Origin of the sequence: Acinetobacter marinus, assembly GCF_900096915.1 — a bacterium.
GTDB classification, from domain to species: Bacteria; Pseudomonadota; Gammaproteobacteria; order Pseudomonadales; family Moraxellaceae; genus Acinetobacter; species Acinetobacter marinus.
This window is the reverse complement of the sequence record NZ_FMYK01000011.1, coordinates 53000-78780: the sequence shown is the minus strand read 5'-3', so window position 1 is coordinate 78780 and position 25781 is coordinate 53000. Positions and strand designations below refer to the sequence as shown.

23 protein-coding genes are annotated in these 25781 nt (G+C 43.8%); 4 read left to right on the top strand and 19 right to left on the bottom strand.

Annotated elements, in window-relative coordinates; genetic code table 11:
• Positions 1 to 659 precede the first annotated feature (659 nt).
• Positions 660 to 1106, top strand: a complete 447-nt coding sequence (locus BLQ60_RS13290; RefSeq protein ID WP_143005227.1) for a hypothetical protein — start codon at positions 660 to 662, stop codon at positions 1104 to 1106.
• Between the two features lie 156 nt (positions 1107 to 1262).
• Here the strand turns inward: BLQ60_RS13290 and htpG are convergent, their stop codons facing one another.
• The 10 genes from htpG to BLQ60_RS13240 all read right to left on the bottom strand — a co-directional run bounded on the left by htpG (position 1263) and on the right by BLQ60_RS13240 (position 13471).
• Positions 1263 to 3188 carry a molecular chaperone HtpG gene (htpG, locus tag BLQ60_RS13285; RefSeq protein WP_092621570.1) on the bottom strand — a complete coding sequence of 642 codons (1926 nt, stop codon included), beginning with the start codon at positions 3186 to 3188 and terminating at the stop codon, positions 1263 to 1265.
• Positions 3189 to 3368: 180 nt separating this feature from the next.
• The gene (vapC, locus tag BLQ60_RS13280) at positions 3369 to 3770 is read right to left on the bottom strand and encodes a type II toxin-antitoxin system tRNA(fMet)-specific endonuclease VapC (RefSeq protein WP_092621567.1); all 402 of its coding nucleotides are present in this window, start codon (positions 3768 to 3770) and stop codon (positions 3369 to 3371) included.
• Entirely contained in the window at positions 3770 to 4000 is a 231-nt protein-coding gene (vapB, locus tag BLQ60_RS13275) for a type II toxin-antitoxin system VapB family antitoxin (RefSeq protein ID WP_143005226.1), read from the bottom strand. The genes vapC and vapB overlap by 1 nt, the downstream gene beginning before the upstream one ends.
• A gap of 157 nt (positions 4001 to 4157) precedes the next feature.
• Complete coding sequence (dnaK, locus tag BLQ60_RS13270; protein ID WP_092621561.1) at positions 4158 to 6107, bottom strand: molecular chaperone DnaK; 1950 nt, start codon at positions 6105 to 6107, stop codon at positions 4158 to 4160.
• Positions 6108 to 6227: 120 nt separating this feature from the next.
• Positions 6228 to 6773 carry a nucleotide exchange factor GrpE gene (locus tag BLQ60_RS13265; protein ID WP_092621558.1) on the bottom strand — a complete coding sequence of 182 codons (546 nt, stop codon included), beginning with the start codon at positions 6771 to 6773 and terminating at the stop codon, positions 6228 to 6230.
• Positions 6774 to 7026: 253 nt separating this feature from the next.
• The gene (locus tag BLQ60_RS13260) at positions 7027 to 8364 is read right to left on the bottom strand and encodes a TrkH family potassium uptake protein (protein ID WP_092621555.1); all 1338 of its coding nucleotides are present in this window, start codon (positions 8362 to 8364) and stop codon (positions 7027 to 7029) included.
• Positions 8361 to 9017: a potassium channel family protein gene (locus BLQ60_RS13255; RefSeq protein WP_092621552.1), complete on the bottom strand. Its 657-nt coding sequence runs from the start codon at positions 9015 to 9017 to the stop codon at positions 8361 to 8363. Before BLQ60_RS13255 ends, BLQ60_RS13260 begins: the two co-directional genes overlap by 4 nt.
• 255 nt (positions 9018 to 9272) lie before the next feature.
• Positions 9273 to 11237 (bottom strand): BCCT family transporter, encoded by a 1965-nt coding sequence (locus BLQ60_RS13250; RefSeq protein ID WP_092621549.1) that lies wholly within the window; start codon positions 11235 to 11237, stop codon positions 9273 to 9275.
• 358 nt (positions 11238 to 11595) lie between these two features.
• Positions 11596 to 12747, bottom strand: coding sequence for a TIGR00341 family protein (locus BLQ60_RS13245; protein ID WP_092621546.1), 1152 nt, complete (start codon positions 12745 to 12747; stop codon positions 11596 to 11598).
• A 148-nt stretch (positions 12748 to 12895) separates the two neighbouring features.
• On the bottom strand, positions 12896 to 13471 hold the full coding sequence (locus BLQ60_RS13240) for a hypothetical protein (RefSeq protein WP_092621543.1): 576 nt from the start codon (positions 13469 to 13471) through the stop codon (positions 12896 to 12898).
• 130 nt (positions 13472 to 13601) lie between these two features.
• Between BLQ60_RS13240 and fmt the strand changes: the two genes are divergently transcribed.
• Together fmt and rsmB are read left to right on the top strand one after the other, a co-directional pair.
• On the top strand, positions 13602 to 14564 hold the full coding sequence (fmt, locus tag BLQ60_RS13235; protein WP_092621540.1) for a methionyl-tRNA formyltransferase: 963 nt from the start codon (positions 13602 to 13604) through the stop codon (positions 14562 to 14564).
• A gap of 119 nt (positions 14565 to 14683) precedes the next feature.
• Positions 14684 to 16027 carry a 16S rRNA (cytosine(967)-C(5))-methyltransferase RsmB gene (gene rsmB / locus BLQ60_RS13230; RefSeq protein ID WP_092621591.1) on the top strand — a complete coding sequence of 448 codons (1344 nt, stop codon included), beginning with the start codon at positions 14684 to 14686 and terminating at the stop codon, positions 16025 to 16027.
• Positions 16028 to 16158: 131 nt separating this feature from the next.
• On the opposite strand, the gene zupT is transcribed toward rsmB, so the two are convergent.
• From zupT to BLQ60_RS13210, 4 genes are all read right to left on the bottom strand, one after another.
• On the bottom strand, positions 16159 to 16965 hold the full coding sequence (gene zupT, locus BLQ60_RS13225; RefSeq protein WP_092621537.1) for a zinc transporter ZupT: 807 nt from the start codon (positions 16963 to 16965) through the stop codon (positions 16159 to 16161).
• Positions 16966 to 17061: 96 nt separating this feature from the next.
• Complete coding sequence (locus BLQ60_RS13220) at positions 17062 to 17169, bottom strand: methionine/alanine import family NSS transporter small subunit (RefSeq protein WP_092621534.1); 108 nt, start codon at positions 17167 to 17169, stop codon at positions 17062 to 17064.
• 26 nt (positions 17170 to 17195) lie between these two features.
• Positions 17196 to 18671, bottom strand: a complete 1476-nt coding sequence (locus tag BLQ60_RS13215) for a sodium-dependent transporter (protein ID WP_092621531.1) — start codon at positions 18669 to 18671, stop codon at positions 17196 to 17198.
• A gap of 188 nt (positions 18672 to 18859) precedes the next feature.
• Complete coding sequence (locus BLQ60_RS13210; protein WP_092621528.1) at positions 18860 to 19636, bottom strand: hypothetical protein; 777 nt, start codon at positions 19634 to 19636, stop codon at positions 18860 to 18862.
• A gap of 228 nt (positions 19637 to 19864) precedes the next feature.
• On the opposite strand from BLQ60_RS13210, the gene BLQ60_RS13205 reads away from it, so the two are divergent.
• Complete coding sequence (locus tag BLQ60_RS13205) at positions 19865 to 20932, top strand: alpha/beta hydrolase (RefSeq protein ID WP_092621525.1); 1068 nt, start codon at positions 19865 to 19867, stop codon at positions 20930 to 20932.
• A 190-nt stretch (positions 20933 to 21122) separates the two neighbouring features.
• On the opposite strand, the gene BLQ60_RS13200 is transcribed toward BLQ60_RS13205, so the two are convergent.
• The 5 genes from BLQ60_RS13200 to BLQ60_RS13180 all read right to left on the bottom strand — a co-directional run bounded on the left by BLQ60_RS13200 (position 21123) and on the right by BLQ60_RS13180 (position 25740).
• Positions 21123 to 21866 carry a TIGR04219 family outer membrane beta-barrel protein gene (locus BLQ60_RS13200; protein ID WP_378235110.1) on the bottom strand — a complete coding sequence of 248 codons (744 nt, stop codon included), beginning with the start codon at positions 21864 to 21866 and terminating at the stop codon, positions 21123 to 21125.
• A gap of 154 nt (positions 21867 to 22020) precedes the next feature.
• Positions 22021 to 22686: an START domain-containing protein gene (locus tag BLQ60_RS13195; protein ID WP_092621585.1), complete on the bottom strand. Its 666-nt coding sequence runs from the start codon at positions 22684 to 22686 to the stop codon at positions 22021 to 22023.
• A gap of 333 nt (positions 22687 to 23019) precedes the next feature.
• Positions 23020 to 23829 (bottom strand): 4-hydroxy-tetrahydrodipicolinate reductase, encoded by an 810-nt coding sequence (gene dapB / locus BLQ60_RS13190; RefSeq protein WP_092621522.1) that lies wholly within the window; start codon positions 23827 to 23829, stop codon positions 23020 to 23022.
• 202 nt (positions 23830 to 24031) lie between these two features.
• The gene (dnaJ, locus tag BLQ60_RS13185; protein ID WP_092621519.1) at positions 24032 to 25162 is read right to left on the bottom strand and encodes a molecular chaperone DnaJ; all 1131 of its coding nucleotides are present in this window, start codon (positions 25160 to 25162) and stop codon (positions 24032 to 24034) included.
• A 200-nt stretch (positions 25163 to 25362) separates the two neighbouring features.
• On the bottom strand, positions 25363 to 25740 hold the full coding sequence (locus tag BLQ60_RS13180) for a hypothetical protein (RefSeq protein WP_092621516.1): 378 nt from the start codon (positions 25738 to 25740) through the stop codon (positions 25363 to 25365).
• Positions 25741 to 25781 lie beyond the last annotated feature (41 nt).

Below are 25781 nucleotides of genomic sequence, written 5' to 3'. Positions count from 1 at the left end.
GCATTGAATTATTTTTTTAATTTTGTAGCGACTTAATTTACTGTTTTCTATCATGATTCTAGACTAACATGGTTATTCTGCTAGTCTAGAGCCTTAGATATTCTGTAGCGAGTGCGACTTCCTAAAATGATTGACACCTTCAATATCCGATATTTTCGGTTATATTTTTAAGGATAAATTTTGTAAAGCCCCAAACGAAAACAGCCCCGACATCCTGTCGAGGCGATTTTGAATTCGGCGTGAGTCGCATCCTGCTAACTCTGTACATCCTGTACCTTGCGTTGGAAACTTCCTGTCTCTCAATAAAGCTATAATAGAAAAATATTGGACTGCCGAACAGACGACAAAGACACCTCATCGTGTAAGCATTTACTTACATAGACAACCTGTTTCACATTTTATTTTTATGCGTTTCTCTTATGTGTTGCGTAGTTACATGATTCTTCATTGTTCACAACATGTTTTTCTAACGATTTCTTATAATATGAACTATAAATTTTTTAGGTTACATTTTCATGAAGATTCAAATATTCAGTTTAGCCCTGTTGTCAACCACATTAATAGCATGTAGCAATATCAACAATCAGCCAAATTCCTCTGACAAATCTTCCTCAGATCAATCCCAAGCGACACACACCAGCCCCATTGAGAATACCTCTGTGAGTACTGTGAAAGAAAATGGTGTGAACGATAATGCAACGAAAGACCGTGAATTAGCACGATATTTATTACCGACCGTGATCGAGCATACTTATGGGAAAACGGATTATCTCGAAGCATGGCGGGATCTCAATGGCGATCAGATCAAAGATGCTGTGGTACTATTGCAAGGCAAGGAGTGGTGTGGTTCGGGTGGTTGCACGATGTTAATTTATCATGCCAAAAATGATCATAGTTTGACTTTAGTGACCAAAACCACGGTCACCAATACGCCGATTTATCAACTATCGACTAAGCAAAATGGTTGGTCTGATCTGTCGGTGTATAGCAAAGGCGTTGGTCAGGTAAAACTCTCCTTTGATGGCAAATCTTATCCAAGCAATCCATCACTAGAAAAGCCCTATCAAATCCAAAAGAGTGATCGAGCATTTGAGTTGATTCAATAATCTCAGCGCAATTCATCTTTTGCATATTCTGAAGCAATTAAAAAGCAGTGTGATGAAGTCACACTGCTTTTTTTACCCCACCCAACCTCCCCTCACAGGGGAGGAGCATTCCTTTGAGCGATGTATTGCAAACCTCTCAAAGGATAGTGGTTTTGATTATTTCAACAATAAGCTATTGATACGTTTCACATATTCCGCAGGATTATCAGGCAATCCACCTTCTGCGATCAATGCTTGATCAAAGATCACATTGGCTAAATCGTCAAACTGCGCACTGCCTTCGAGCTTTTGTACCAATGGATGTGATGGATTGATTTCCAAGATCGGTTTGCTTTCAGGCACTGCTTGACCTGCATCTTTAAGCATACGGATCAACTGCGGTGAAAGCTCGCCATCACCTGTGACTAAGCATGCAGGTGAATCCACCAATCGACTGGTCAAGCGCACTTCTTTGGTTTTAGCTTTTAGTGAATCACTGAGTTTTTCCACGACAGGTTTGAATTTTTCAGTCGCTTCATCGAGTGCTTTTTTCTCTTCAGCATCTTGTAGATCGCCAAGATCAACCGCACCTTTGGCAATACTTTGCATTGGTGTACCGTCAAATTCATGTACGAAATTCATCGCCCACTCATCGACACGATCTGCCATGAGCAACACTTCAATGCCTTTTTTCTTGAACAATTCAAGCTGTGGCGAGTTCTTCGCAGTGGTTAAGCTATCGGCGGTGACGTAATAAATCGCCTTTTGCCCTTCTTTCATATTGGCTTTGTAGTCTACCAATGAGGTACTGATCTCATCATTATTCGAGGTGGCAAAACGTAAAAGTTTTAAGATACGTTCACGATTTCCATAGTCTTCACCCAAGCCTTCTTTGATCACTGAACCAAATTCAGCATAGAAGGTTTTGAATTTATCTTGGTCTTTTTCATCGTCTGATTTTGCCAAGCCATCAATCATGGTCAAGACACGACGGGCATTGCCTTCACGAATGGTTTTTACATCACGGCTTTCTTGGAGCAATTCACGGCTGACATTGAGCGGTAGGTCGGCACTGTCCACCACACCTTGTACAAAACGCAGATAATTCGGAATCAGATTGTCCGCATCATCCATGATAAACACACGTTTTACATAGAGTTTGATGCCTGCTTTCGACTCACGAGTAAATAAATCGTGTGGCGCTTTGCTTGGAATATACAGCAATTGCGTATATTCGGTGGTGCCTTCAACACGGTTGTGCGACCAAGCCAGTGGCTCATCGAATGCGTGGCTGAGGTTTTTATAAAACTCAACATATTGCTCATCAGTCACTTCTGATTTGCTTCGAGTCCACAGCGCACTGGCGGAGTTGATCGCTTCCCATTCATCGGTTTTGACCATCTCACCGCCTTTGCTCGGCTCTTCACCTTCGGCAGTTTCCTCTTCCTGCCACACTTCTTTTTGCATTTCGATTGGCAAGCTGATGTGATCAGAATATTTGTTGATGATCTGCTTCACTTTATAGCTTTCGAGATAGTCGAGCGCATCATCACGCAAATGTAAAATGATGTCTGTACCACGACCTGCCTTGTCGATTTGCGTCACTTCAAAATCGCCTGTACCGCCACTGACCCAACGCACGCCTTCACTACTTGGCGAGCCTGCACGGCGTGATTCTACGGTGATTTTATCAGCCACGATAAAGCCTGAATAAAAGCCCACACCAAACTGACCGATGAGCTGTGCATCTGATTTTTGGTCGCCAGTGAGCTTCGACATAAAGTCTTTGGTGCCTGATTTGGCGATCGTCCCGAGGTTATCAATCGCTTCTTGCTCGCTCAGACCGATGCCATTGTCTGAGATGGTGATGGTCTTGTTGTCTTTATCGAGGCTAACACGAACACGTAGATCAGGCGCATCTTCGTAGTATTCAGGATGATTGATGCCTTCAAAGCGCAGTTTGTCGCAAGCATCTGAGGCGTTGGAAATCAATTCACGCAGGAAAATTTCTGGATTGGAATACAAAGAATGCGTGACTAAATGCAGTAGTTGTGCAACTTCGGCTTGGAAGCTGTGTTTTTGTGAGGCATTTTGCTCGCTCATTGATGAACTCCTTCGTTTTTACTTTAAAAAAATTATGGGTTATCAATGGCGATGGCAGGGTTGTTTTTCAATAGAGTTAAAGCAGGATTTTTAATTTTATGCGCAAGAAAATTAGCTGTCTTGATGCTGCTTAGAGAATAATGGCTTGATAGAGCCTTGGCATGATTAAAATACTAAAAATTAATGCATCCAATTTTCAAGTTGCAATGCAGGCACACGTTCAAACTCTTTTAAATTATTGGTTACCACGACCAAGCCCTTGCTTCTCGCATGCCCTGCAATGTGCAGATCATTATCGCTGATGAGTTGCCCTTGCTTCCGCAAATAGGCTTTGATATTGCCATACTGCATCGCCGCCTCAACATCATAATCTAAGACCTGTAAGCGAGACAAAAAGTTTTCCACCACCATCAGGTTATGCGTAGGGTTGGCACTATTTTCCGCACCATAGACTAATTCTGCGACGGTGATACTGCTGACACAAATCTGCGTTGCGACCGCATTAAATCGTTCACGCACCTGTTCAGGTTTGTGCTTAATCACATAGATGGCAATATTGGTATCGAGCATATATTTCAACATTAAAATGACTCTCGCACACTTTCAATTTGCTCGCCACGTTCAAAATCATCCGTTACTTTTAAGTTTTTATCCGTGAAAAAACTATCCCACACTTGATCCACAGGACTGATCACCCGTTCTACACCAATTTGGCGAACATAGACATTTTTAATCTCCGAAGAAAAACGAAATGTCGCAGGCAGTCGAACGGCTTGGGTGCGGTTGTTCATAAAAATGGATGTTATTGTCATAATAAGCTCCTCTTCTTAAATACTGTGCAATATACATAGAGTATATACCAATACATATGCAATATCTAATTTCTATCTTGAAAAATTTGCATAAAAAAAACGCCCACATTGTGAGCGTTTTTTATATCCCCCTTGAAAAGGGGGAATAAAAGGATGATTATTTCTTGTCGTCATTCACTTCAGTGAACTCAGCATCAACAACACCGTCATCGGCTTTTTGCGAACCACCAGCTTGTTGGTTGAATGCGTTTGGATCGAAGTCCTGCGCACCCGCACCGCCTGCTGCACCTTGTGCTTGTTCATAGGCACGTTGCGTGATCGGCATTAAGATGTTTTGTAGAGCTTCAGTTTTCGCTTTGATCTCGTCCGCATCATTTTCTTTAGTCGCTGCTTCAAGGTCAGACACCGCTGTTTCGACTGCTGTTTTTTCTTCATCAGTCACTTGCTCGCCGAGGTCTTTCACCGCTTTTTGTGCGCTTGAAATCAAAGCATCCGCTTCGTTACGTGCTTTTGCCAATTCTTCGAACTTGCGATCTTCCTCAGCATTCGCCTCAGCATCTTTGATCATTGCTTCGATTTCAGCATCAGACAAACCAGAGTTTGCTTTGATCTGGATCGATTGCTCTTTGCCAGTGCTCTTGTCTTTTGCAGACACTTTCAAGATACCATCGGCATTAATGTCGAAAGATACTTCGATTTGCGGTACACCACGTGGCGCAGGTGGAATATCACCGAGCTGGAAGTTGCCCAACAATTTGTTTTGTTGTGCCATCTTACGCTCACCTTGATAGACAGAGATGTCTACCGCAGGTTGGTTGTCCGCTGCTGTTGAGAACACTTGAGATTTCTTCGCAGGAATCGTAGTGTTTTTCTCAATGATTGGTGTCAACACACCGCCCATAGTTTCGATACCAAGTGTCAACGGTGTTACGTCAAGAAGAAGAACGTCGTTCTTGTCACCAGAAAGTACCGCACCTTGAATCGCTGCACCAATCGCAACTGCTTCATCAGGGTTCACGTCTTTACGTGGCTCTTTACCGAAGAATTCTTGTACTTTTTGTTGTACAAGTGGCATACGAGATTGACCACCAACCAAGATCACATCAGAGATTTCTGAAGATGATAGACCAGCGTCTTTGAGTGCAATACGGCAAGGCTCAATGGTACGAGCAACCAAATCAGCAACAAGGCTTTCAAGTTTGGCACGAGTCAAATTGATTTCCAAGTGTTTTGGACCAGACGCATCTGCAGTGATATATGGCAAGTTAATCTGAGTCGAGTTCGAAGAAGACAATTCGATTTTTGCCTTTTCCGCTGCTTCTTTGAGACGTTGCAATGCCAATGGATCATTTTTCAGATTCACGCCTTGGTCTTTCTTGAATTCTTCAACCAAGTATTCAATCAATGCGCTATCAAAGTCTTCACCACCAAGGAATGTATCACCATTGGTCGACAATACTTCGATCTGTTGGTCGCCGTCCAAGTCTGCAATTTCGATGATGGATACGTCGAATGTACCACCACCCAAGTCATAAACTGCAACTTTACGGTCGCCTTCTTTCTTGTCCATACCGAACGCAAGTGCCGCAGCAGTTGGTTCGTTGATGATACGTTTTACGTCTAAGCCTGCGATTTTACCCGCATCTTTCGTCGCTTGACGCTGTGCATCGTTGAAGTATGCAGGTACTGTCACGACTGCTTCTGTCACAGTTTCGCCAAGATAGTCTTCCGCTGTTTTCTTCATCTTTTTCAAGATTTCAGCAGAGACTTGTTGTGGTGCAAGTTTTTTGTCGTTGACATCTACCCAAGCATCGCCATTGTCTGCTTTGATGATTTTGTATGGTACAAGACCGATGTCTTTTTGTACCGCTTGGTCTTCATAACGACGACCGATCAAACGCTTGATGGCGAATAATGTATTTTTCGGGTTGGTCACTGCTTGACGTTTTGCAGATTGACCGACCAAGATTTCGCCGTCTTTATAAGCGATGATTGATGGCGTTGTACGTGCGCCTTCAGCGTTTTCAATTACTTTGACTTTATCGCCTTCGAGTACCGCAACACATGAGTTGGTTGTACCTAAGTCAATACCGATAATTTTAGCCATTTGATTTGTTCCTCAAATAATTTTGTGCAATGTTTTGCTTGTTATCCGATATGAGAGCATTTGTTTTTTTTTCAAGTCAATGTGCCGAAAAATTTCTACAAATGCGCTGGTTTTTTCTGCTTACTGACCGACTGTAACCATTGCAGGGCGGAGCAATCGACCTGATAGGGTATAGCCTTTTTGCAACACGTTACCGATCTCGCCTGCTTTGGCATTTGGGTCAATACCGACCGCTTGATGTAGGTCTGCATTAAAACCATTGTCGACATCGACCGCTGCAATCTCATGCTTTTCTAGCGTGCTGAGTAGCGATTTCAAAGTCAGCTCGACACCTTCAAGCAGTGGCGTTTTTTCCTCGCCAGCGGCTTGGATAGCACGTTCAAGGTTGTCCACCGACTCGAGTAAGCCTTTGGCGAATTTTTCTAAAGCAAACTTTTTCGCTGTGTCAGCTTCACGTTCGAGACGTTCTTTCACTTTTTCAGACTCATAAATTGCATTGGCAGCACGTGCTTTTTCCAGCTTGAGGCTTTCTGCCAATTTGCCAATTTGCGCTTGTAAATCTTCTACTGTCACTTCTTCAGCATTTTCATTGGTTTCTGTATTTTCAAGATCTTGGTCTTGATCTACAGTCTGATCTTGAGCTTGCTCATTGTGCTCAGTTGCCATTGATGTTCTCCGTTTAAAAAAGTCAAACATGTGCAGTCCTCGAAGCGCTGTTACGATCAAACATGATACGAAACTGCAGTGTTCATCTAAAAATAAAATAACGATTGCTTGATGAGTATGGGCAAAGTCGGTGAAATTCAAGCAAAGAGAGTGCTTGAAAGTTGAATTTTTATGATTTTTTTAACATAGAAGCGCATTTTAAGCATGACGAATGGTGATTTTTCACCATTCGCAAATTGATAGCACGGATAAATCAACCAATCTGAATATCGGCAGATGGATATTGCACACGGCTTTTCTTCGGTGTGGCAATCAGATAAACCAAAGTCAACGGTCCAAGACGCCCTGCATACATCAAGAAAATCAAGGTCAATAGACTGCCATTATGCAGCTCTGCGGTAATGCCACGAGACAAACCGACCGTGCACGCTGCCGACAAGACCTCAAATACCACATCGATAAATTCCATTTCTGGCTCGAAGATGAGCAATAAGAACATCCCCAAGATAATGAAGAAGCAGGTAATCAAAGTCACCGCCAAGGCTTTATAAGTCACTTCACGAGAGATCGAACGATTAAAAATGGTCACCTCATCGTTACGTCGCAAGAATGAAATCACACTGAGAATCAAAATCACAAAGGTACCAATTTTAATCCCGCCTGCGGTACTGAGTGACCCACCACCGATAAACATCAGCAACATCATCAAGAAAGTCGACGCATTACTCATCGAGCCAATATCCAGACTATTAAAGCCCGATGATCTCGGTACGGTGGCTTGGAACCATGCATGTACTGCTTGTTGCTCCACATTCATATTGCCGAGCGTATTCGGATTGCTGGCTTCGAGCGCCCAGAGTAATACAAATGCGACCAAATTGATGATCAGCACACTCGACAGGATCACTTTGGAATTGGTGGTGAGCTTGCGCCATGCTTTGGCTTGTTTGATGTCCATAAACACCACAAAACCCACACCACCCAAGATATACAAGGTGCTCACCGTCATGCACAGCAAGAAGTTGTTTTGAAACTCCATCAAGCTATTATCAAATAAGGTAAAGCCCGCATTGTTAAAGGCGGAGACGCTATAAAACAGCGCATAATAGCAACTGTGCAGCAGACCATATTGCGGATACCACGCCGCAGCTAAAAATAAAAATCCAATCAATTCAAAAAATAAGGTATAGATCAATACGCCTTTGGCGATGAAGGTCACGTTATGCAGACTGGTCTGCCCGAGCGCATCTTGGGCAAAAATTTGCTGTTTGAGTCCGATTTTTGGCGAGAGGCTCAGCGCCGCCAACACCGCAAATGTAATGAAGCCTAGTCCGCCCGCTTGGATGAGCAATAAAATCATCATCTGCCCAAAGACCGTATAAGTCTCATTGATCGACACCACCGACAGCCCCGTAATGGTCACCGCAGAAGTTGCGGTAAAAAACGCCGTCATAAAAGGCAGGTCGCCGTGATGCGAGATCGGCAGTAACAGCAATAAAGTGCCTACCGCAATGAAGCTCAAAAAGCCCAGCGCCAACATACTTGGCGGGCTGAGATTGACGATCTGATTTTTGAAACTTAAGAAGTTCATGCTTTTAGGAATCGGTTAGACAATTTTTTTAGCTCTTCGACTGGGCCTTCGATGACCAGCACATCATTCAGCTCCAATGTCGTGTCTGCTTGAATATCACAGACCACTTTATTTTGTCGTTTCAGCAAAATGATTTTGATATCATTGGCTTTATTGATCAGCCCAAGCAAGTTCACACCACGTAAATGCAAAGGAATAATCACTTTAACAATATAATGATCATCGCCGAGTGACATATAGCGACTCACCCACGGCGAGTTTAAGGCTTGTGCTACACGCACGCCCATGTCTTCTTCGGGATGAATAATTTTTTTGATCTTAAAATGCGACAAAATCATATGATGGGCACTGGTTTTGGCTTTGACCCAAATATTTTCCACACCCATATTTTTCAGATGAAGTACACACAAAATACTGGCTTCAATGTCTTCACCAATCGCCACCACCACTGCATCACTGCTTTGAATATTTAGCTCTTTGAGTACCACTTCATCGGTGGCATCGGCAATCACGGCGTGGGTGAGTTGCTCAGAGATATTTTCCACATTTTTCTTGATCAGATCGATACCGATGACATCATGCTTGAGTGACGATAATTCTTTCGCCACAGTCGCACCGAAGCTGCCAAGACCGATCACTGCAAATTGCGCCATAAATTGTTAGCCTTTAAAAGAATTTACATCGTTTATTTTGGGGAGTGTATTTGACGATATTTCTGCACAAAAATATAGCATAGGAAAACCGCAAACCCTATTTTCACTGTGCAATAAATTGTAGTGCAATCCACTGCATCGTGACTGTGACTCCATAAAAAAACCACCCGATGACTCGAATGGTTTTCCTTGATACAGATGGCTTCAATCAGCGTAAAAATACATAGATATTTAGCTACTTAGATATTTAGATACTTAACTACGCACCACACTTAAGAAATGTAAGTGACGCTCATACTGATCAATCACATCTTGCAAAATATCATCGACCGTCCACTCCATCACATCGTAATGCTGACCGCCCTCTCGCAAGAAGACTTCGGCTTGGAAATATTCCACTTCCTGCCTGGTCTGCTCTGTCATAAAGCTCGGCGGTGTGGTAGAGCGAGCAACCACTTGATAAATGAAGTTAATTTCTTTGCGATGATCAACACTCAACTGTAAGCCATCGGCGATTTGATCAATTTTTACTTCAAGATTACGCACAGCAAACTCTTTTTCTAGCTTCAAGAATGCTTGTCGTACCGTGTCCTGAATGAATTGTTCAACCTCCACTTGGCTATGCGGATAGTGCATGATCAAGCCAAGACGCTGTTGCCAACTGCGTGGATTTTTCAGTGCATACGGCGTGGTGCGTGCACCTTGCAGTGCGTGCATCCGCGTCACATCGACTTTCAGCGCTTTGACCAAGCCGATACAGATCAACAGCATGATAAAGGTGAACGGCAATGCACTCATAATCGTAGCTGATTGCAAGGCTTTCAGACCGCCCGCCAAGAGCAATACGATCGCCAAAATCGCCATCAACACTGTCCAAAATAGACGTTGCCATAATGGCGATTGATCAGTTTTTGCCGTGAGATAATCCGTGACCAAAGCACCAGAATCCGCCGAAGTCACGAAGAATAAGATCACCAAGACCGTCGCCACGACTTGGAACACTCCCGCAAAAGGCATCGCCGACAAGAACTCAAAAAACGCCATGGATGAATCTTGTTGTGTCGCCGTGAGGAGACTTTGCTGACCTTTGTGCAGAATATTATACAATCCTGCATTGCCCAAAAAGCCCATCCAGATCATGGTAAAGCCTGTCGGAATCAACATCACGCCGACAATAAACTCACGCACACTGCGTCCTTTGGAGACACGTGCAATAAACATTCCCACGAATGGTGACCACGAAATCCACCACGCCCAGTACATAATCGTCCAGCCACCAATCCAACCATTGGGTTGATACGCATAGAGATTAAAGGTCATGGTGAACAGATTACTGAGATAATCACCGACATTTTGTAGTGTAGTTTGTAGTAAATAAATGGTCGGCCCTGCAAAAAATACGAATAACAACAGGATCAACGCCAAAATCAAATTCAGCTCAGATAAACGCTTAATACCCTTATCGACACCAAGAATCACCGACATCGATGCCATGATACTCACTGCAACGATCAGCCAAATCTGCGTAGTAGCACTGGTTTCAATGCCAAACAGATAATTCATCCCCGAATTAATCTGCGTCACGCCAAAGCCTAAAGTGGTCGCCACACCAAATACTGTACCGATGGTGGCAAAGGTATCGACCCCATCACCGATCGGACCATAAATCTTTTTGCCGATCATCGGATACAAGGCAGAGCGTACTTTTAACGGTAAGTTATGACGATAGGCAAAATACGCCAAGGACAAACCCACCAAAGCATAAATGCCCCAAGCATGTAAGCCCCAATGGAAAAAGGTAATGCGCATCGCCTGACGTGCCGCAGCAACCGTTTCAGGATCACCTGTCGGTGGGCTGGCAAAATGCATAATCGGCTCAGCCACACCGAAGAACATCAACCCGATGCCCATCCCCGCAGTAAACAGCATGGCAAACCATGATTGATTACTATACTCAGGTTGGCTGTGGTCTGGTCCGAGTTTAATCTTGCCTGCATCAGAAAGCGCAAAGTAAGCCAGAAGCAACAAGAAAATCGCTACGGAAAGCACGTAGAACCAGCTAAACGATGTGGTAATCCATGTATTTAATTTTTGTGTGATGAGATCAAATGCATCAGGCGTGATTAAGACCAAACCTAAAAATACTGCAATCACGATCACCGTGCTAAAAAACACATTTGGATTGACATTGGCAAACCAAGATGGTGTTTTGGAAGACATATTTCCCCCAGTCTTTTGTCTATATTCGAATATAACGAAATAATTCGCAGCCGTAAAAAAACACAGCACAATCTGAAAACTAGAAATTGCGGATGCTCAGAACTGTATATTTCATTCAGCAAAACCGAATCTATTGAGATTTCCTAAACCTAGCAAGTGGACTGAAATGTCAATAGACTCTGAGTAAACCTTTATATTAATTCAATATTAAATATTTTGCTGTAACCAAACTGTTATTGCTCAATTCGATCACAAGTAGAATAAGCATCTATTTCCCAAATTTAATGAGGGTCTGTGGTTTTAGCGGATCACGCAATGCATGGCTAAAATATCAACAGACCCTAAACTTTTCAGTGTACTATTCTGCTGTTTTCAATGAAATATTCTGTGCTTGACGTGGTGACAATTCCTCATCCGTACTACCCTCAATTTGTAGAATCTTGACAGGAATAAAGCGTACTTGCAGTTTGGTTGGTAGTCCTCGATTGTCCTTACGCATTTCTTTATTCAACGTAGCGAGTTGCTTTTGGGAAGGTTCATGATCGCCACGAATCACCACTCGTACCAAGGTATAGTCTTTCTTCTGATCAAACGCTACGGCATTGATAATATTATTGTCATCATTGAGATTATTTTTAACGATTTGGCTAATCGAGCTTTCATAGAGCTGAAGACGCACACGCTGAGCTAAATTAAGACTCAAATACACCGCAAGAATTGCAAGAACCAACAAGCTCCAAATATTACGCTTAATAAACTCCAAGACGTTACTTTGCAGTTCCTCTTCTGAACCACGGCGAAAGCCTGCAATCCAAAGCACCAACGATGAACTGATCTGGATGGCGACCATGTTGGTCACTGCCAACAAAAAGGCATTACCCGCATTACGCCATTGCATATGTGCAAACAATATTCCACTCGCCGCCAGCGGTGGTACTAATGCCGTCGCTACAGCAACCCCAACCACAGCCACTGAAAGTCGTGGCGATACCGAGGCGAACGCACCCGCTGCACCGCCCGCAAGTGCAATCATCAAGTCAATCACGGTCGGCTGTGTCCGAGACAGAATCTCCGAAGTCATCGGAATGTTATGATGAATAAAACCAATCAAAACCCCGATGGCAAAAATCATCACTACGCCCATCAGCAAGGTGCTGATCGCAGTGCGAAATAAAATCCAGCGACTATCGATAAAAGATAATGCCACACCCGAAATTGGTCCAAGCATCATCGCCACCAACATCGCCCCGATCACCACCGCAGCAGAATTCGCCAATAGTCCGTAGGATGCAATCACCGCAGACAGCGCATTCATGATGAAATAGGTTTTGGTCGGCAAAGCATCCGCTTGAATATTTAAACGCACTTGTTTGTGGTCAATTTTCTTGGCATTTTCCCGTTTGGCTTGTTTGTAGCGCAGTTTTTCTTTGAGGACTTCGTACTTTTCCTGTTCAGGATGATCCTCATCGACCACGATGGTTGGGGAGTCTTTATCTTTTTCTGTTGTCATGGGTGTTACCAAGAATTTTTTGTTGAGCAATAGTTGCTTTATACAACAATTTCGCAAGATTTGAATAATGGAGAGTTGTTAATCACTACATCTCGGTTTTAAAGCTGTGTATTTTTGATATCGCTTTCCCTTAAAAAATTACTCACTTTTATTTCACATATTTCCTCAGCGCAAACATCGCCACAGTTACCATGGCAAAACTCACAAAGATGTAGTACACCACAAATGCAAATAGTAAAGAAAAATAGATATATCCAAAATAATACCCTTCTACACCCCTCCGCCCAGAACCACCTGTTGAGCCATCAGGAGTAAAAAATATAATAAACAGAAACATGGAAAAATAGAGTGCAAGGTACATCATAAAAATGTACATATAAGATCTTTTAAACTTTTTCTTGTGCTTTATTTCGTGATAATACAACGCAATATTTCTCATCAGAGCTGGTGATAAGCCTTTCAGTTTATACATCATAATCGCATAAATATTCACCAAAATAATTAAACCATTGAGCACATCAAAAAGTATGCGATGCTTTATTGTTAATATCTCAGATTGACCAACATTGGTAAATCCTGAATAATTTTCCAAAGGCAACAAGATCGAAATCAACAAGATGACAAAACCGAAGCCAAACAGTAAATGACGATTACCTCTTGGTGACAGCTCATTCAGCACTGCATAGTAATTTTGATTTTTTAAAGCAGTCGTTCGATCATCCATAACTCCCCCATATTTTGATTTTTTATTTTCTAAAACCTATTTGTGTACAAGCCTCACGATTAGCGACCATCAGTTGCATCATTTTCGCTATAATAAAGCATCTTCTTATCCTACCCATTTTTGGATACTCATGAAAATCATTTTTGCAGGCACACCTGATTTTGCTGCCGCAGCCTTAGCCGCTTTACTCAAGACCGATCATGAGATCGTTGCGGTCTATACGCAGCCTGACCGTCCTGCGGGACGTGGGCAAAAGCTCACAGCATCTCCTGTGAAGACGTTGGCGCTCGAGCACAACTTGCCAGTGCATCAGCCTTTACATTTTAAAAGTAGCGAAGAAGCAGGCATCGAAGCACAGCAAGCACTTGCCGAATTAAATGCCGATGTGATGGTGGTGGCTGCGTATGGTTTGATTCTACCGCAAGTGGTTTTAGATACGCCGAAATATGGTTGCTTAAATATTCATGCCTCATTACTGCCTCGTTGGCGTGGTGCAGCGCCGATTCAACGGGCAATTTTGGCTGGCGATGCGTCAACAGGTGTGACGATTATGCAGATGGCAAAAGGCTTGGATACGGGTGATATGCTGTATAAAGTTAGCACAGAGATTACCGCAAACGATACCTCTGCAAATTTACATGATCGCTTGGCGACACTTGGTGCAGAGGCGATTTGTGAAGTGCTCACGGACATTTCAACTTTAGAAAATTATCAAGCCAAGCGTGAAGTGCAAGATGAAGCCCTCACCAACTATGCACACAAGATCGTTAAGAGCGAAGCAAAGATCGACTGGGCACAAGCCGCAAACATCATCGACCGTCAAATTCGTGCCTTTAATCCGTGGCCAGTGTGTTTTTGTCAAACTGATCCGAATAATCCGCCTTTAAGAATATGGTCGGCTGAACTCACAGATCAATCGCACAGCAAGACCTATGGTGAAATTATTGCGATGGATAAACACGGTATCGACGTGGCTTGTGGTGCGGGTACAGTGCTACGTTTAACCAGTTTGCAATGGGCAGGTGGCAAGACGTTAAATAGCGTGCAAATCCTGCAAACTCAAAAACTTAATATTGGACAAGTCCTCTCATGAATCAGCGTCCAAAACCAAGTTTTTATAAACAATATGCCAAACCGCAAAGCCAAACCAAACAGCAGAATACACCGCAAGATGCTGTAAAGCGTGGCGATGTAAAAAATAGCAGTGTAAAAATGAGCCATGAAAAAAATAGTACCGTAAAAACTGGCAGTCGTTTAAATCTACGTGCACAACTGATTCGACTATTAAGCCAAGTACAACAAGGTCGTTCATTGTCCGAGATTCAAGAGAAGTATTTTGAATTGGTCGATGAGAAAGATCGTGGCTTGATGCATGAGCTGAGCTTTGGTGTGCTTCGTCATTGGTATGCACTAAAAAGCATTAGTCTACCGATGCTGAATAAACCACTCAGTGATCCACAGCTTGAAGTTGCGATTTATTTGGGATTGTATCAACTGTTTTATACCCGCATTGCCGATCATGCTGCGATTTCTGAAACCGTAGAAGCCGTCAAACAACTTGGTTTTGAATCGGCGAGTGGCGTGATCAATGCCATCTTGCGCCGTGCCACTCGGGAGCGTGAACAGCTTTACATCGAACTAGAGCAAGCGCATGGTTTGCCGAGTTGGTTGTATAAGCGATTAAACAAAGATTGGGCGGAGCAACTGCCTGAGCTTGCACAGTCCTTACGTCAGCCTGCACCTTTATTTCTGCGGGTCAATCATCGTCAGATTGGTCGTGATGCCTATCTAAAACAATTGCAACTTGCAGGGATTGAGGCGAGTGCAAGCCATATTTCAGAGGTCAGCATTCGCCTTGAGCAAAGCGTTAGCATTCCTGCTTTACCGAGCTATGACAAAGGTTGGTTTTCGGTACAGGATGAACATGCACAGCTTTGCGTTTCGCTGTTGCCGAATCTGAATAGCAAAGTCGTGGTCGATGCCTGCGCCGCACCGGGCGGTAAGACCGCACATCTTTTGGAAAAATATCGTCCACAGCAGTTGATCGCACTGGATAATGTTGAAAGTCGTCTACAACGTGTGCATGATAATCTCAATCGCCTTCAACTCGCTTCATCAGAGCATGCCGAGCAAGTGGATGTGGTTTGCGCCGATGCAACCACATGGCAAATCAGTGAATCTTCGGATGCGACACAAGCCGATTGCATTATTATTGATGCGCCATGTACAGCGATTGGCGTATTGCGTCGCCACCCTGATATTCGACTACTTCGTCAATCGACGGATATTGCACAAACCACGGCGCTACAGGCTGAAATTTTAGAGAATATGTGGCAACAGCTCAAAGTCGGCGGACAAATGCTCTATATCACGTGTTCGATTTTAAAGGCAGAGAATGAAGTGCAAATGCAAAATTTCTTTGCGCAACATGCCGATGCCAAGCACGTGGAAATCCAAGCCGATTGGGGCATTGCACAGCAATATGGTCGTCAACTTTTACCACAACAAGGTAGTGGCGACGGTTTCTACTATTGCTTAATTGAAAAAGTTGCTTGATTGAAAAAGTTGCTTGATTGAAAAAGCTGTTTGATTGAAAGCGTTAAAGTTAAACCTTTTAAAACCAAAAGCATCGTTCGTTGCCAACGATGCTTTTTTCTTGCCTGACTGTCATCTATGAATTTTCATGTTTAGATGAGTTTAAACAGTACTAGACTCACCGCCAACATCGACATCCCCGTCACCAAACCATACACCGTTTCATGTCCTTTGGCATAGCGCTTTGCCGCAGGAAGCAATTCGTCCAATGCCAAGAATACCATCACCCCTGCAATCAATCCAAAAACTGTACCAAACACCAAAGAATTCATAAACGGCGCAAGGATGCTATAGCCAATCAACGCCCCCAATGGCTCGGCAAGCCCTGAGATGAAACTCGCCAACAGCGCCATCGATTTACTCTTTGTCGCCGCATAAACAGGCACGGCGATGGCAATCCCTTCGGGAATGTTATGAATTGCAATTGCTGCGGCAAGCGGTACGCCAAGCGTGGCATTTTCTAGCGTAGCAAAGAAGGTCGCTAAGCCTTCAGGGAAGTTATGTGCAGTAATTGCAAATAGTGTGAGTAAGCCCGTGCGATATAGCCCTGCATCATTTTGATCGGTTAAATGTGCACGATCTAAGGCATCATGTGGATTGGGAATAAAACGATCTAAGAGAATAACCAGCAGAATTCCTGCGAGAAAGGCAAAGGTGCCAAATGCAAAGCCAATTTGTGAATCATAAGATTGTGAAAATGAGTCGACTGACTTGGTAAGAATCTCAGTCAGCGAAACATAGACCATCGCCCCACCAGCAAATGCTAGCCCAAAAGACAACAGCCGAGGACTCGGCTGCTTAAAGAATAATACCAATGCACCGCCGACGACGGTTGCCAAACTTGCCAACACCGTGACCAAAAAGGCAATCAGCACATTGGTACTAAAGAAATCCGACATAATCTGGCTAATCTATTGAAACGATGAGCACAGTGTATAACACATTTTCAATGAATGATAATAATTATCATTCATTGGGGTAATCGGATTTTCCGCTTAATCCTCTGGATCTGGATGCTTGACCAAATGAATCATAGCCCATAACAACCCACCCCATAGGGCAAGGATCGATACAATCATCATCATCAGTGCACTATTTGACATGATTTTTCTCCTTTAGCTGATTGATTTTATTCATGGTCTTTGAGTTGACTCAGTGCCAACGCACCAAGGATAAATAACAGCACCACACCCCAACCAAAGATTAACAACATCGATGTTGGATAGCCTTCATAGCCGTTGCTGACTAACGATACAATCGATAGCACAAATGCGATCAAGAGCGACAATGGTGTCACGATGGTGAGCATAAAGCGCCAGCCAGCACCCATCTGAATGCTGGAAATCGCATTGATATGCTGTTCCAATTCAAACAGTTTAGAACGCTTAAACCATGTAATCATCACAATCGATAGCAACGCACCAAACACAATCCCGATACTATTGGCAAAGTGATCGATAATATCAACGAACTTGATCGCGCTATGTGTTGAGAATAACCCGATCGAAATCACTGCCAAACCACCCGCAATGATCGTCACTGCTTTAGCACGAGACCAGCCAAGTTTGTCCTGAAATGCGCTGATCGGCACTTGCAAGATACTCACCATCGAGGTGATCCCTGCAACGACCAACGAACTAAAGAATAAGAAGCCGAATAAGTCCGCACCAGCACCAAGACTCGAGATCAGCTTCGGAAAGGCAATAAATGCCAAGCCAATACCGCCACTCACCACATCCTTAAACTCGACACCCGCACTTTGCGCCATGAAGCCAAGCGCAGCAAAGACCCCGATGCCTGCCAGTAATTCAAAAGATGAGTTGGCTAAGCCAACCACGATCCCAGAACCTATGACATTGGATTTTGGTTTGAGATAAGAGGCGTAGGTCAGCATGATGCCAAAGCCGACTGATAACGAGAAGAAAATATGCCCGTACGCTGCCAGCCAGACCTTATAGTTGGTCATCGCCGCCCAGTCAGGGGTAAATAATGCATCCAAACCAATACTCGCACCTGGCAAACGAATCGCCTGAATCACCAAAATGGTAAACAAGACAATTAATAGTGGAATAAAGATTTTATTGGCAACTTCCACGCCTTTTTTGATGCCACCATACAAAATCAGCATGGTGATTCCCCAAACAATGAGCAATCCAAAAAACAGATGTGGCACAAAACCAAAGGCAAGCGTATCAGCAGTTTCTAAATAATTTTTAAAGAAGAAGGTTTGCGTGTCTTCGCCCCACTTCTGTCCCCATGAGAAGAAGATATAGCTCCCCGCCCATGACAACACGCTGGCATAGTAGGCGCCGATCGCCAATGTCACCATGACCTGCCACCAACCTACAGCCTCCATCGGCTTAGACACTTTTTTATAGGCAGTCGGTGGTGCGCCACGATATTTATGCCCGACCGCATAGTCGAGAAATAACAGCGGTAAGCCCGCAGTAAATAATGCAATTAAATATGGTACAAGAAAGGCACCACCGCCGTTCTCATACGTCACGTATGGAAAACGCCAAATATTACCCAATCCGACCGCCGATCCGATGGCAGCTAGAATAAATCCAGATCGGGCCGACCAATTTTCACGTTGTTTGGTCACAGAAATCCCCTTATATCTCCGATGCTTCGCATTAGCATACTGTAAAAAATGCCGCAGATTATCACAAATGCGGCATTTTTTTTAATAGTAAGCGACTATGCATCGCTTATAATTTGCTCAAATTTATTCTTTTTTAATTAACTATCAATCATATAGTCAGTCATATTTTTTACGTTGCACTGGCAAATTTATCGATTTTGACGCGCTCTTTCAGCCCGTTCTCGTAGTTCAGCGATTTGTTTTTGCTGATCTTTTGCTCGTTGTTCCTTTTCACGTTGCTGCCTCTGACGCTGCGCTTGGTCTCTTTGTGCTTTTTCACGCTGCTGCTTGGCACGTTGATCTCGTTGTTGTTGTGCTTTTTGCTGTTGTGCTTTTTGCTGTTGTGCTTTTTGCTGTTGCGCTTTTTGCTGTTGCACTCTACGTTGTGCATCATTATTACGATCCCGACGCTCTTGCGCTATGCGTGCTTTATTTTCTCGATCTCTCTGTTCACGCTCTCGCTGTTCACGGTCTCGATTGTTTCTTTCTCGAATTTCTTTTTCCCGATTTTTTCTTTCTTGATCAGCTTTTTCTCGGATTTCTCGTTGACGTTGTTCATCGGCACGCTTTTTCGCATCTTGTTGACGGCGCTGACGCTCCCATTCATCTCGTTTACGCTGTGCATCATATTGCTTTTGACGATCACGCTCTTGTGCAAGCCAAACTTGACGATCGTGATATTCAGCACGGTTTCTTGCTTGCTCAAGTTGATACGCTCTTTGACGTTCGTATTGGCGCTGACGCTCACGTTGCCACTCGTATTGGTCACGGCTGTCATATCCAGTCGGATAACGTGTACTCGGATAACCATATCTACCATCTGAGCGTGAATAACCATCTGAATCTGGCGCAACCACACAGCCCACAGCAGATATGGCTGTGACTAAAAGCACTGCGCTGGCTTTTAAAAGTGAGGTATTTGACATGGCGATTCCTCCTACAATGTCGTCAATCCATTCGCAAAACTTCAACTTGACAATATTGGTTTTCAAGTTATTGTAATGACTATAACCACAGCATAGGAATCAAATCGCAGGGCAATGTATGAAATCTATGCTGATTGTGCAACTGGATTAACCATTCGGCAAAACTATGAATAAAACATGTAGAACATACTGCGATTTGACGCACAATCATCAGATTATGGAGCAATCATGAGTAAATTTTTTGACCTTGCGCAGATCAAACTCAAGGCACAAGGACATAGCGCCCGTGCTATTGATCGTGCGCCAGCAATCGTGCAACGCCGTTTGGCTCGTATGTTGGAGTATCCATATTCTTTTCCTGCACTGCATCCATTTTATAGCTGTATTTTAGCAGCCCAGCTCAAACAAAAACGCTCAGGATTTATCAAAGAAAATTATCAAAAAAGTCGCACACAATTCACCCAACAAATGCAAGCCTTTCAGTCACAAGTAACAGCGATCGCCCGTGTTGAAGACCGACAACTTGCGCTGGCTTCGGGCACAACCAAAGCACGTCTCTATCATCCAAATCCTGAGCAGACCTTGCCTTTGATCGTGTTTTATCATGGTGGTGGTTTTATCGTCGGGGACTTAGATAGCCACGACGAAGCCTGTCGTTTACTCGCCAAACATGCCAATGCGCAAGTCTTGAGTGTCGATTATCCGCTTGCTCCAGAGCATTCTGCACAGCAAATGATTCAACGCTGCGTTGAGGCATTACAATGGGCTTTTGAACATCAGCAAGATTTGAATGTTGCCCCAAATCGTATTGCTGTCGCAGGCGATAGTGCAGGCGGAAATATCAGCGCTGTTGTTTCACAACAGTCTAAAAATCAAATATTTGCGCCACAAGCACAGTTCCTCGTCTACCCTGCGATTGATTTTAAAAATCGTTATGCTTCCTTTTATAAGTATAAAGATGGCTTGGTGCTGACTGCCGAAGATATTGATAATGTCACAGCACTTTACCCAATGCGTCATCAGACCGCACTGGATGATCCGATCATCTCACCGATTTATGGTGACTTAAATGGACTTGCACCTGCCTATGTCATCACGGCTCAATTCGATGTATTACATGATGAAGGTGAGCTCTACGCTGAAAAACTCAAACACGCAGGTGTAAAAACCCTCTACAGCAATATCGCAGACCAACCACATGGCTTCATCAATATGACCACAATCCATCACCGTGCGAAACAGCACTGGATTGAACATGCAAAAGCCTTTCGTCAATTTTGGAATACGCTATCTTAAACGAGCATTTTTGCTGTATTTTGAAGTCATGGTTTCACGTGGAACCATGCTTTTCGCAAACTGTTTTTGCACACCGCATATGTACATCGCCTGTGTACACCATGGCTAACATTGATCATTTTCCGAAACATGCTCATAAAAAAAACGGATGATCATGCATCCGTTTTTTAGATTTCAAGCGATTTTCAAATTAGAAATGCGCTTCTAAGCCAATATATGGACCATCAAAATCGAACTTGGTGTTATAGCCATCTTGATCATCTAGTTCAATATTGAGCAAACGATAACCCGCTTTTGCACCCAAGTCGATTGCCATATTTTCAATGAAGTTATATTTGATTTCTGCTGATGCATCAGTGATTTGCGTATCACTATAATTCGTTGCCAATACTTCTGCTTTAGCACTCAACCCTGTAAATGGCAGTTTTGCTCCTGCTGCAAGATACACCATTGGTGCGGTTTCACTGATGTTAACCTTATCTTCACCGAGTGTGCTGTAGTAAGTCACATCACCATCAAGGCGTTTTGCTGCTACACCCGCATCAACACTGACGATATTGTCTAGAATTTCATAATATAAAATGAAATCGGTTGAATCGAGGTCGATATTATACAGTGCATGACCTGAGAGATTGTCTTCTTCAGTGTCGACATCAATCCCAACATGACGGATTTTTGCATTTGGAATCAATGGAATAGGATGCTCAAAAGCCAGTGCGATTTGCGCTTGACCTTTATCTTCCAAGTCCAGTTTGTCCGCATCACGCAGACTTTCATCTTCAGGTGATTGATTATATTCGCCTTGTAGGTGCCAGTAATCGACACTACCGTACAAACCAAGCATATCGGCGTGTGCGCTGGCACTCAAAGCCACCATCCCGCCTGCCATACCAGAGAACATTAATGCTGTACTGAGTTGTTTCCAATGTTTCATTCTATTGCCCTAAATCGACTCGGTAAAAACTGCGCCTAGTGTAGCTGGATTTTCACACTTCACCAGCGCAATTACAAAAGATAATGTCGAATGTTACGGGTATTTCACCACGCTATATAGTCGTTATACGGAAGAATACAGCGTCAAAACGATCTTATCTCAAGGCTGAAGGTAAATCGTCGCTGCTATATTTCACCGTTTTGACATACTGTTTCATGCGCTGCAACATTTGATAGGGTTGCTGTTCCACAAAAGTATTCACAAAACTGGTCGGAATCGAGCCCGCAGGATCGGCAAAACCCGACGTGCTGACTTTGACTTGCTTAGCGCTGAGTTTGGTCAGCACCCAATCGCCTTCGTAGCGGGTGATGCGAATCACGTTATTTTTCAGTGGCACTCGAGGGTCTTTGATTGCGGTATTTTTCACAATCATTTGACCTTTGTTATTTTTACTCATTTTTCCTTTCACCACCAGATCACGGTCGTTGAGCGGGAAAGGAAAATCAAATTTGATATAAATCACAAACTCACCCGCAGCATCGTCCCGATCAATCACTTGAATATCAGTCACATAGGGAATCCAGGTTTTGCCACGATCGGTATCCAAGATTAAGCCGACGGCATTTTCAATCGAGGTATTCAGCGTGGTTTCAGCACGATAGTGCATCATCGGATTGTCTTTGATCTGCTGCGTCCAGACCTTAATACCTTGCTTATTAATGGATAATTTTTCTGTCCCTTTGGCATAGCTGATGTTGCTCAGTAACACACCAACGCATAAACACAGCACCACCCAAAAGGCGTAAAATCGTTTTAACATATCCTTGTCGTCCAATTCTTCTTGTCCAATGATGATGATCCAACCATTGTTCCAATATTTTTGTTTTCTGCTTTGATCACATGGCAAAGCTGATATTCGCAATGGCTTCTGTCAGATCGCACTCAAACCATTTTTAAAAAGTATAAACAATGCATCTTGCATTGTCCGTAGCTTTCTGTGACTGCATGTCAGCAATATATCTCAAGGTGTTTCACGATGTTTCGGCAACAAGCTGTCATGCATCTCTCTGCCTTGTGCTTTCCACCAAACACATTGGGACGCACCCTAGAGCACGCCACTTTTATTGTGTACTTTTTACTTCTTACTGCTCGTTTATTTCAGATTCAACACATCCAGCATATCGTAACGCTTCGGTGATTGGGCAACGACCCATGCAGCAGCACGGACGGCACCACCTGCGAAGTTCATGCGACTGGTGGCAGTGTGTTTAATTTCCAAACGCTCACCTTCGCCAATAAACATCACATTGTGTTCACCGACAATATCACCACCACGAATGGTTTCAAAACCGATGGTTTGACGATCACGTGCACCTGTAATCCCTTCACGTCCATACACTGCAACGTCTTTGAGATCACGACCAAGTGCGTCCGCAACCGCTTCACCCATCATCAGTGCCGTGCCTGATGGTGCATCAACTTTGTGACGGTGATGCGCTTCAACCACTTCGATATCGACCGTATCGCCAAAGGCTTTGGCTGCCATCTCAAGCAGTTTGATCGAGACATTGACCCCGACGGAATAGTTCGCCGCATAGACCACTGGAATCGTTTTCGCCGCCTCATCTAGCAAGGCTTTTTGTGCATCGCTAAAACCTGTAGTACCAATCACCATCGCCACATTGGCAGCTTGGCATGCTTTGAGATGTTGTTCAGTCGCCGAGGGTGCAGTAAAGTCAATCACCACATCACACACTGGCAAGGCTTCTTCAAGACTACCAACCACTTTAACACCAAGCGCACCAACTCCAGCCAACTCACCTGCATCCGCACCGAGCAAACTGCTTTCAGGACGCTCTACTGCGGCTGCAAGCGTATGCCCTGCTTGATGTACTGCTTGGATCAAGGTACGTCCCATACGACCACCCGCACCCAAAATGCCAATACGTGGTGAATTTGCCATAACTGCCTCAGCTTAAATCAAAGATAAAAAATTTGTGCATTACTATAGCAAAACTTTGCCCCATGAGAAGGCGAAATCCTACACATCAGTGATTTTTATGTTGAATTTCAGCATGCTTCACAAATGCCATATAAACTTGCATAAAAAATGCCTGCACATGGCAAGCATTTTAAAACCTAAAAATCGATATAATATCAATCAATTAGTCAAACAAGTCTGATACCTTATCAAAGAAACCTTTCTTTTTCTTGGTTTCGCTGTGCAGATTGCTGTCACCAAGTGTCTGCTGAAACTCACGTAATAATTCACGTTGCTTTTCATTGAGATTGGTCGGCGTTTCTACCATTACTCGGCAAAGTAAATCCCCCACCATAGTGCTACGCACAGGTTTTACCCCTTTACCACGTAGACGGAACATTTTCCCTGTTTGTGTGCCTTCAGGGATTTTCAAACTGACTCGGCTATCCAAGGTCGGAATTTGGATTTCTTTACCCAAAGCTGCATCGGCGATGCTAACAGGCACATCCATATACAGGTCGGCGCCATCACGTTGGAAGATTTCATGCTCACGCACCACCACTTCCACGTAAAGATCACCTGCTTGACCATCACGCATCGCTTCACCTTTACCAGTGAGGCGTACACGGTCGCCATTGTCCACACCCGCAGGAATGGTCACTTCCAAGGTCTGCTGACGATCTTGGATGCCGCTACCATGACAGGTATTACATGGGTTTTTAATGGTTTTACCCGTACCACGGCACGTACTACAAGTTTGTTGTACCGCAAAGAAACCTTGTTGCATGCGCACTTGACCAGCGCCATGACAGGTTTTACAAGTTTCCACATCGTTTGGATTTTTTGCTCCCTTGCCATCACAAGTATTACAAGGTGCTGGCGCAGAGAACGTAATAGTTTTCTTGACGCCTTTGATGGCTTCTTCAAGACTGAGTTCCATCACATAGCGCAAATCTGAGCCACGGCGCTGACGTTGCTGTCCACGTCCGCCACCGCCAAATGCACCACCAAAAATATCGCCAAACTGACTAAAAATATCTTCGGCGCTAAAACCACCACCACCGAAGCCACCGCCTCCACCAAAACCGCCTTCAAACGCACTGTGTCCCATACGGTCATACATGCTACGTTTTTCGCCGTCTGATAAGACTTCATACGCCTCAGTGGCTTCTTTAAATTTGTCTTCTGCTTCAGCATTGTCAGGGTTGCGGTCTGGGTGATATTTCATCGCCAGCTTGCGGTAGGCTTTTTTGATTTCGTCATCGCTGGCGGTTTTAGCAACACCTAAAACCTCATAATAGTCACGCTTTGCCATGAATAGCGGTACTCCTCACATTTCACACTGAAAATTTAAAAATTAAAATTTGACTGCGTCTAAGATTGGGGCGCTTTAGTTTTTTACAAGCAAAAACGCCAAGATCAGCAAAAAAATTTTGCCAAAGTGCTGGTATAGACAGTTTTGATAGCGGTTTTTCGACTAGGAAATGAAGACTAAATGGAATGACGCAAGGCGAATCAATAGACAGGTTTACGCTGGAAAAATTTGATCATGCCTTTGAGCCATGCATTGAGCAGATAAAGCCACGCCACCAGCGCAAAGATCACACCCGCAATGGTGCATGCGGTGACCCAAATCTGTTGATCCCAAACAAAGAAATACAAGGGAATAAACCACAGTGCGGCAAACACGGCGATACACAGAAAAATCAATAAACTGCGCACGATCCACAGTGCATGTGAATTCAGCCAAACTTCAATATCTGCGATATTGGTCAAGCGCATCGCCAGCACATAGGCAATAACCAGCGGCACAATACTAAACACGGTCAGAAACATCATCACATAAGCCCATAAAATCTGCTTTTGCTGTCGTTTTTGTTGTTCCTGACCCATGTATACCTCAATCGCTGAGCATCTTTTCTGACCTGACAAAT

What these genes read in the sequence shown, in the direction of transcription:
- vapC (WP_092621567.1), bottom strand. Translation starts at nt 3,770, where the DNA reads ATGTTGAAATATATGCTCGATACCAATATTGCCATCTATGTGATTAAG.
- BLQ60_RS13210 (WP_092621528.1), bottom strand. Translation starts at nt 19,636, where the DNA reads ATGTCAAATACCTCACTTTTAAAAGCCAGCGCAGTGCTTTTAGTCACA.
- BLQ60_RS13200 (WP_378235110.1), bottom strand. Translation starts at nt 21,866, where the DNA reads ATGAAACATTGGAAACAACTCAGTACAGCATTAATGTTCTCTGGTATG.
- BLQ60_RS13250 (WP_092621549.1), bottom strand. Translation starts at nt 11,237, where the DNA reads ATGTCTTCCAAAACACCATCTTGGTTTGCCAATGTCAATCCAAATGTG.
- vapB (WP_143005226.1), bottom strand. Translation starts at nt 4,000, where the DNA reads ATGACAATAACATCCATTTTTATGAACAACCGCACCCAAGCCGTTCGA.
- BLQ60_RS13220 (WP_092621534.1), bottom strand. Translation starts at nt 17,169, where the DNA reads ATGTCAAATAGTGCACTGATGATGATGATTGTATCGATCCTTGCCCTA.
- BLQ60_RS13205 (WP_092621525.1), top strand. Translation starts at nt 19,865, where the DNA reads ATGAGTAAATTTTTTGACCTTGCGCAGATCAAACTCAAGGCACAAGGA.
- zupT (WP_092621537.1), bottom strand. Translation starts at nt 16,965, where the DNA reads ATGTCGGATTTCTTTAGTACCAATGTGCTGATTGCCTTTTTGGTCACG.
- BLQ60_RS13255 (WP_092621552.1), bottom strand. Translation starts at nt 9,017, where the DNA reads ATGGCGCAATTTGCAGTGATCGGTCTTGGCAGCTTCGGTGCGACTGTG.
- BLQ60_RS13265 (WP_092621558.1), bottom strand. Translation starts at nt 6,773, where the DNA reads ATGGCAACTGAGCACAATGAGCAAGCTCAAGATCAGACTGTAGATCAA.
- fmt (WP_092621540.1), top strand. Translation starts at nt 13,602, where the DNA reads ATGAAAATCATTTTTGCAGGCACACCTGATTTTGCTGCCGCAGCCTTA.
- BLQ60_RS13240 (WP_092621543.1), bottom strand. Translation starts at nt 13,471, where the DNA reads ATGGATGATCGAACGACTGCTTTAAAAAATCAAAATTACTATGCAGTG.
- htpG (WP_092621570.1), bottom strand. Translation starts at nt 3,188, where the DNA reads ATGAGCGAGCAAAATGCCTCACAAAAACACAGCTTCCAAGCCGAAGTT.
- BLQ60_RS13195 (WP_092621585.1), bottom strand. Translation starts at nt 22,686, where the DNA reads ATGTTAAAACGATTTTACGCCTTTTGGGTGGTGCTGTGTTTATGCGTT.
- dapB (WP_092621522.1), bottom strand. Translation starts at nt 23,829, where the DNA reads ATGGCAAATTCACCACGTATTGGCATTTTGGGTGCGGGTGGTCGTATG.
- dnaK (WP_092621561.1), bottom strand. Translation starts at nt 6,107, where the DNA reads ATGGCTAAAATTATCGGTATTGACTTAGGTACAACCAACTCATGTGTT.
- rsmB (WP_092621591.1), top strand. Translation starts at nt 14,684, where the DNA reads ATGAGCCATGAAAAAAATAGTACCGTAAAAACTGGCAGTCGTTTAAAT.
- BLQ60_RS13245 (WP_092621546.1), bottom strand. Translation starts at nt 12,747, where the DNA reads ATGACAACAGAAAAAGATAAAGACTCCCCAACCATCGTGGTCGATGAG.
- dnaJ (WP_092621519.1), bottom strand. Translation starts at nt 25,162, where the DNA reads ATGGCAAAGCGTGACTATTATGAGGTTTTAGGTGTTGCTAAAACCGCC.
- BLQ60_RS13180 (WP_092621516.1), bottom strand. Translation starts at nt 25,740, where the DNA reads ATGGGTCAGGAACAACAAAAACGACAGCAAAAGCAGATTTTATGGGCT.
- BLQ60_RS13260 (WP_092621555.1), bottom strand. Translation starts at nt 8,364, where the DNA reads ATGAACTTCTTAAGTTTCAAAAATCAGATCGTCAATCTCAGCCCGCCA.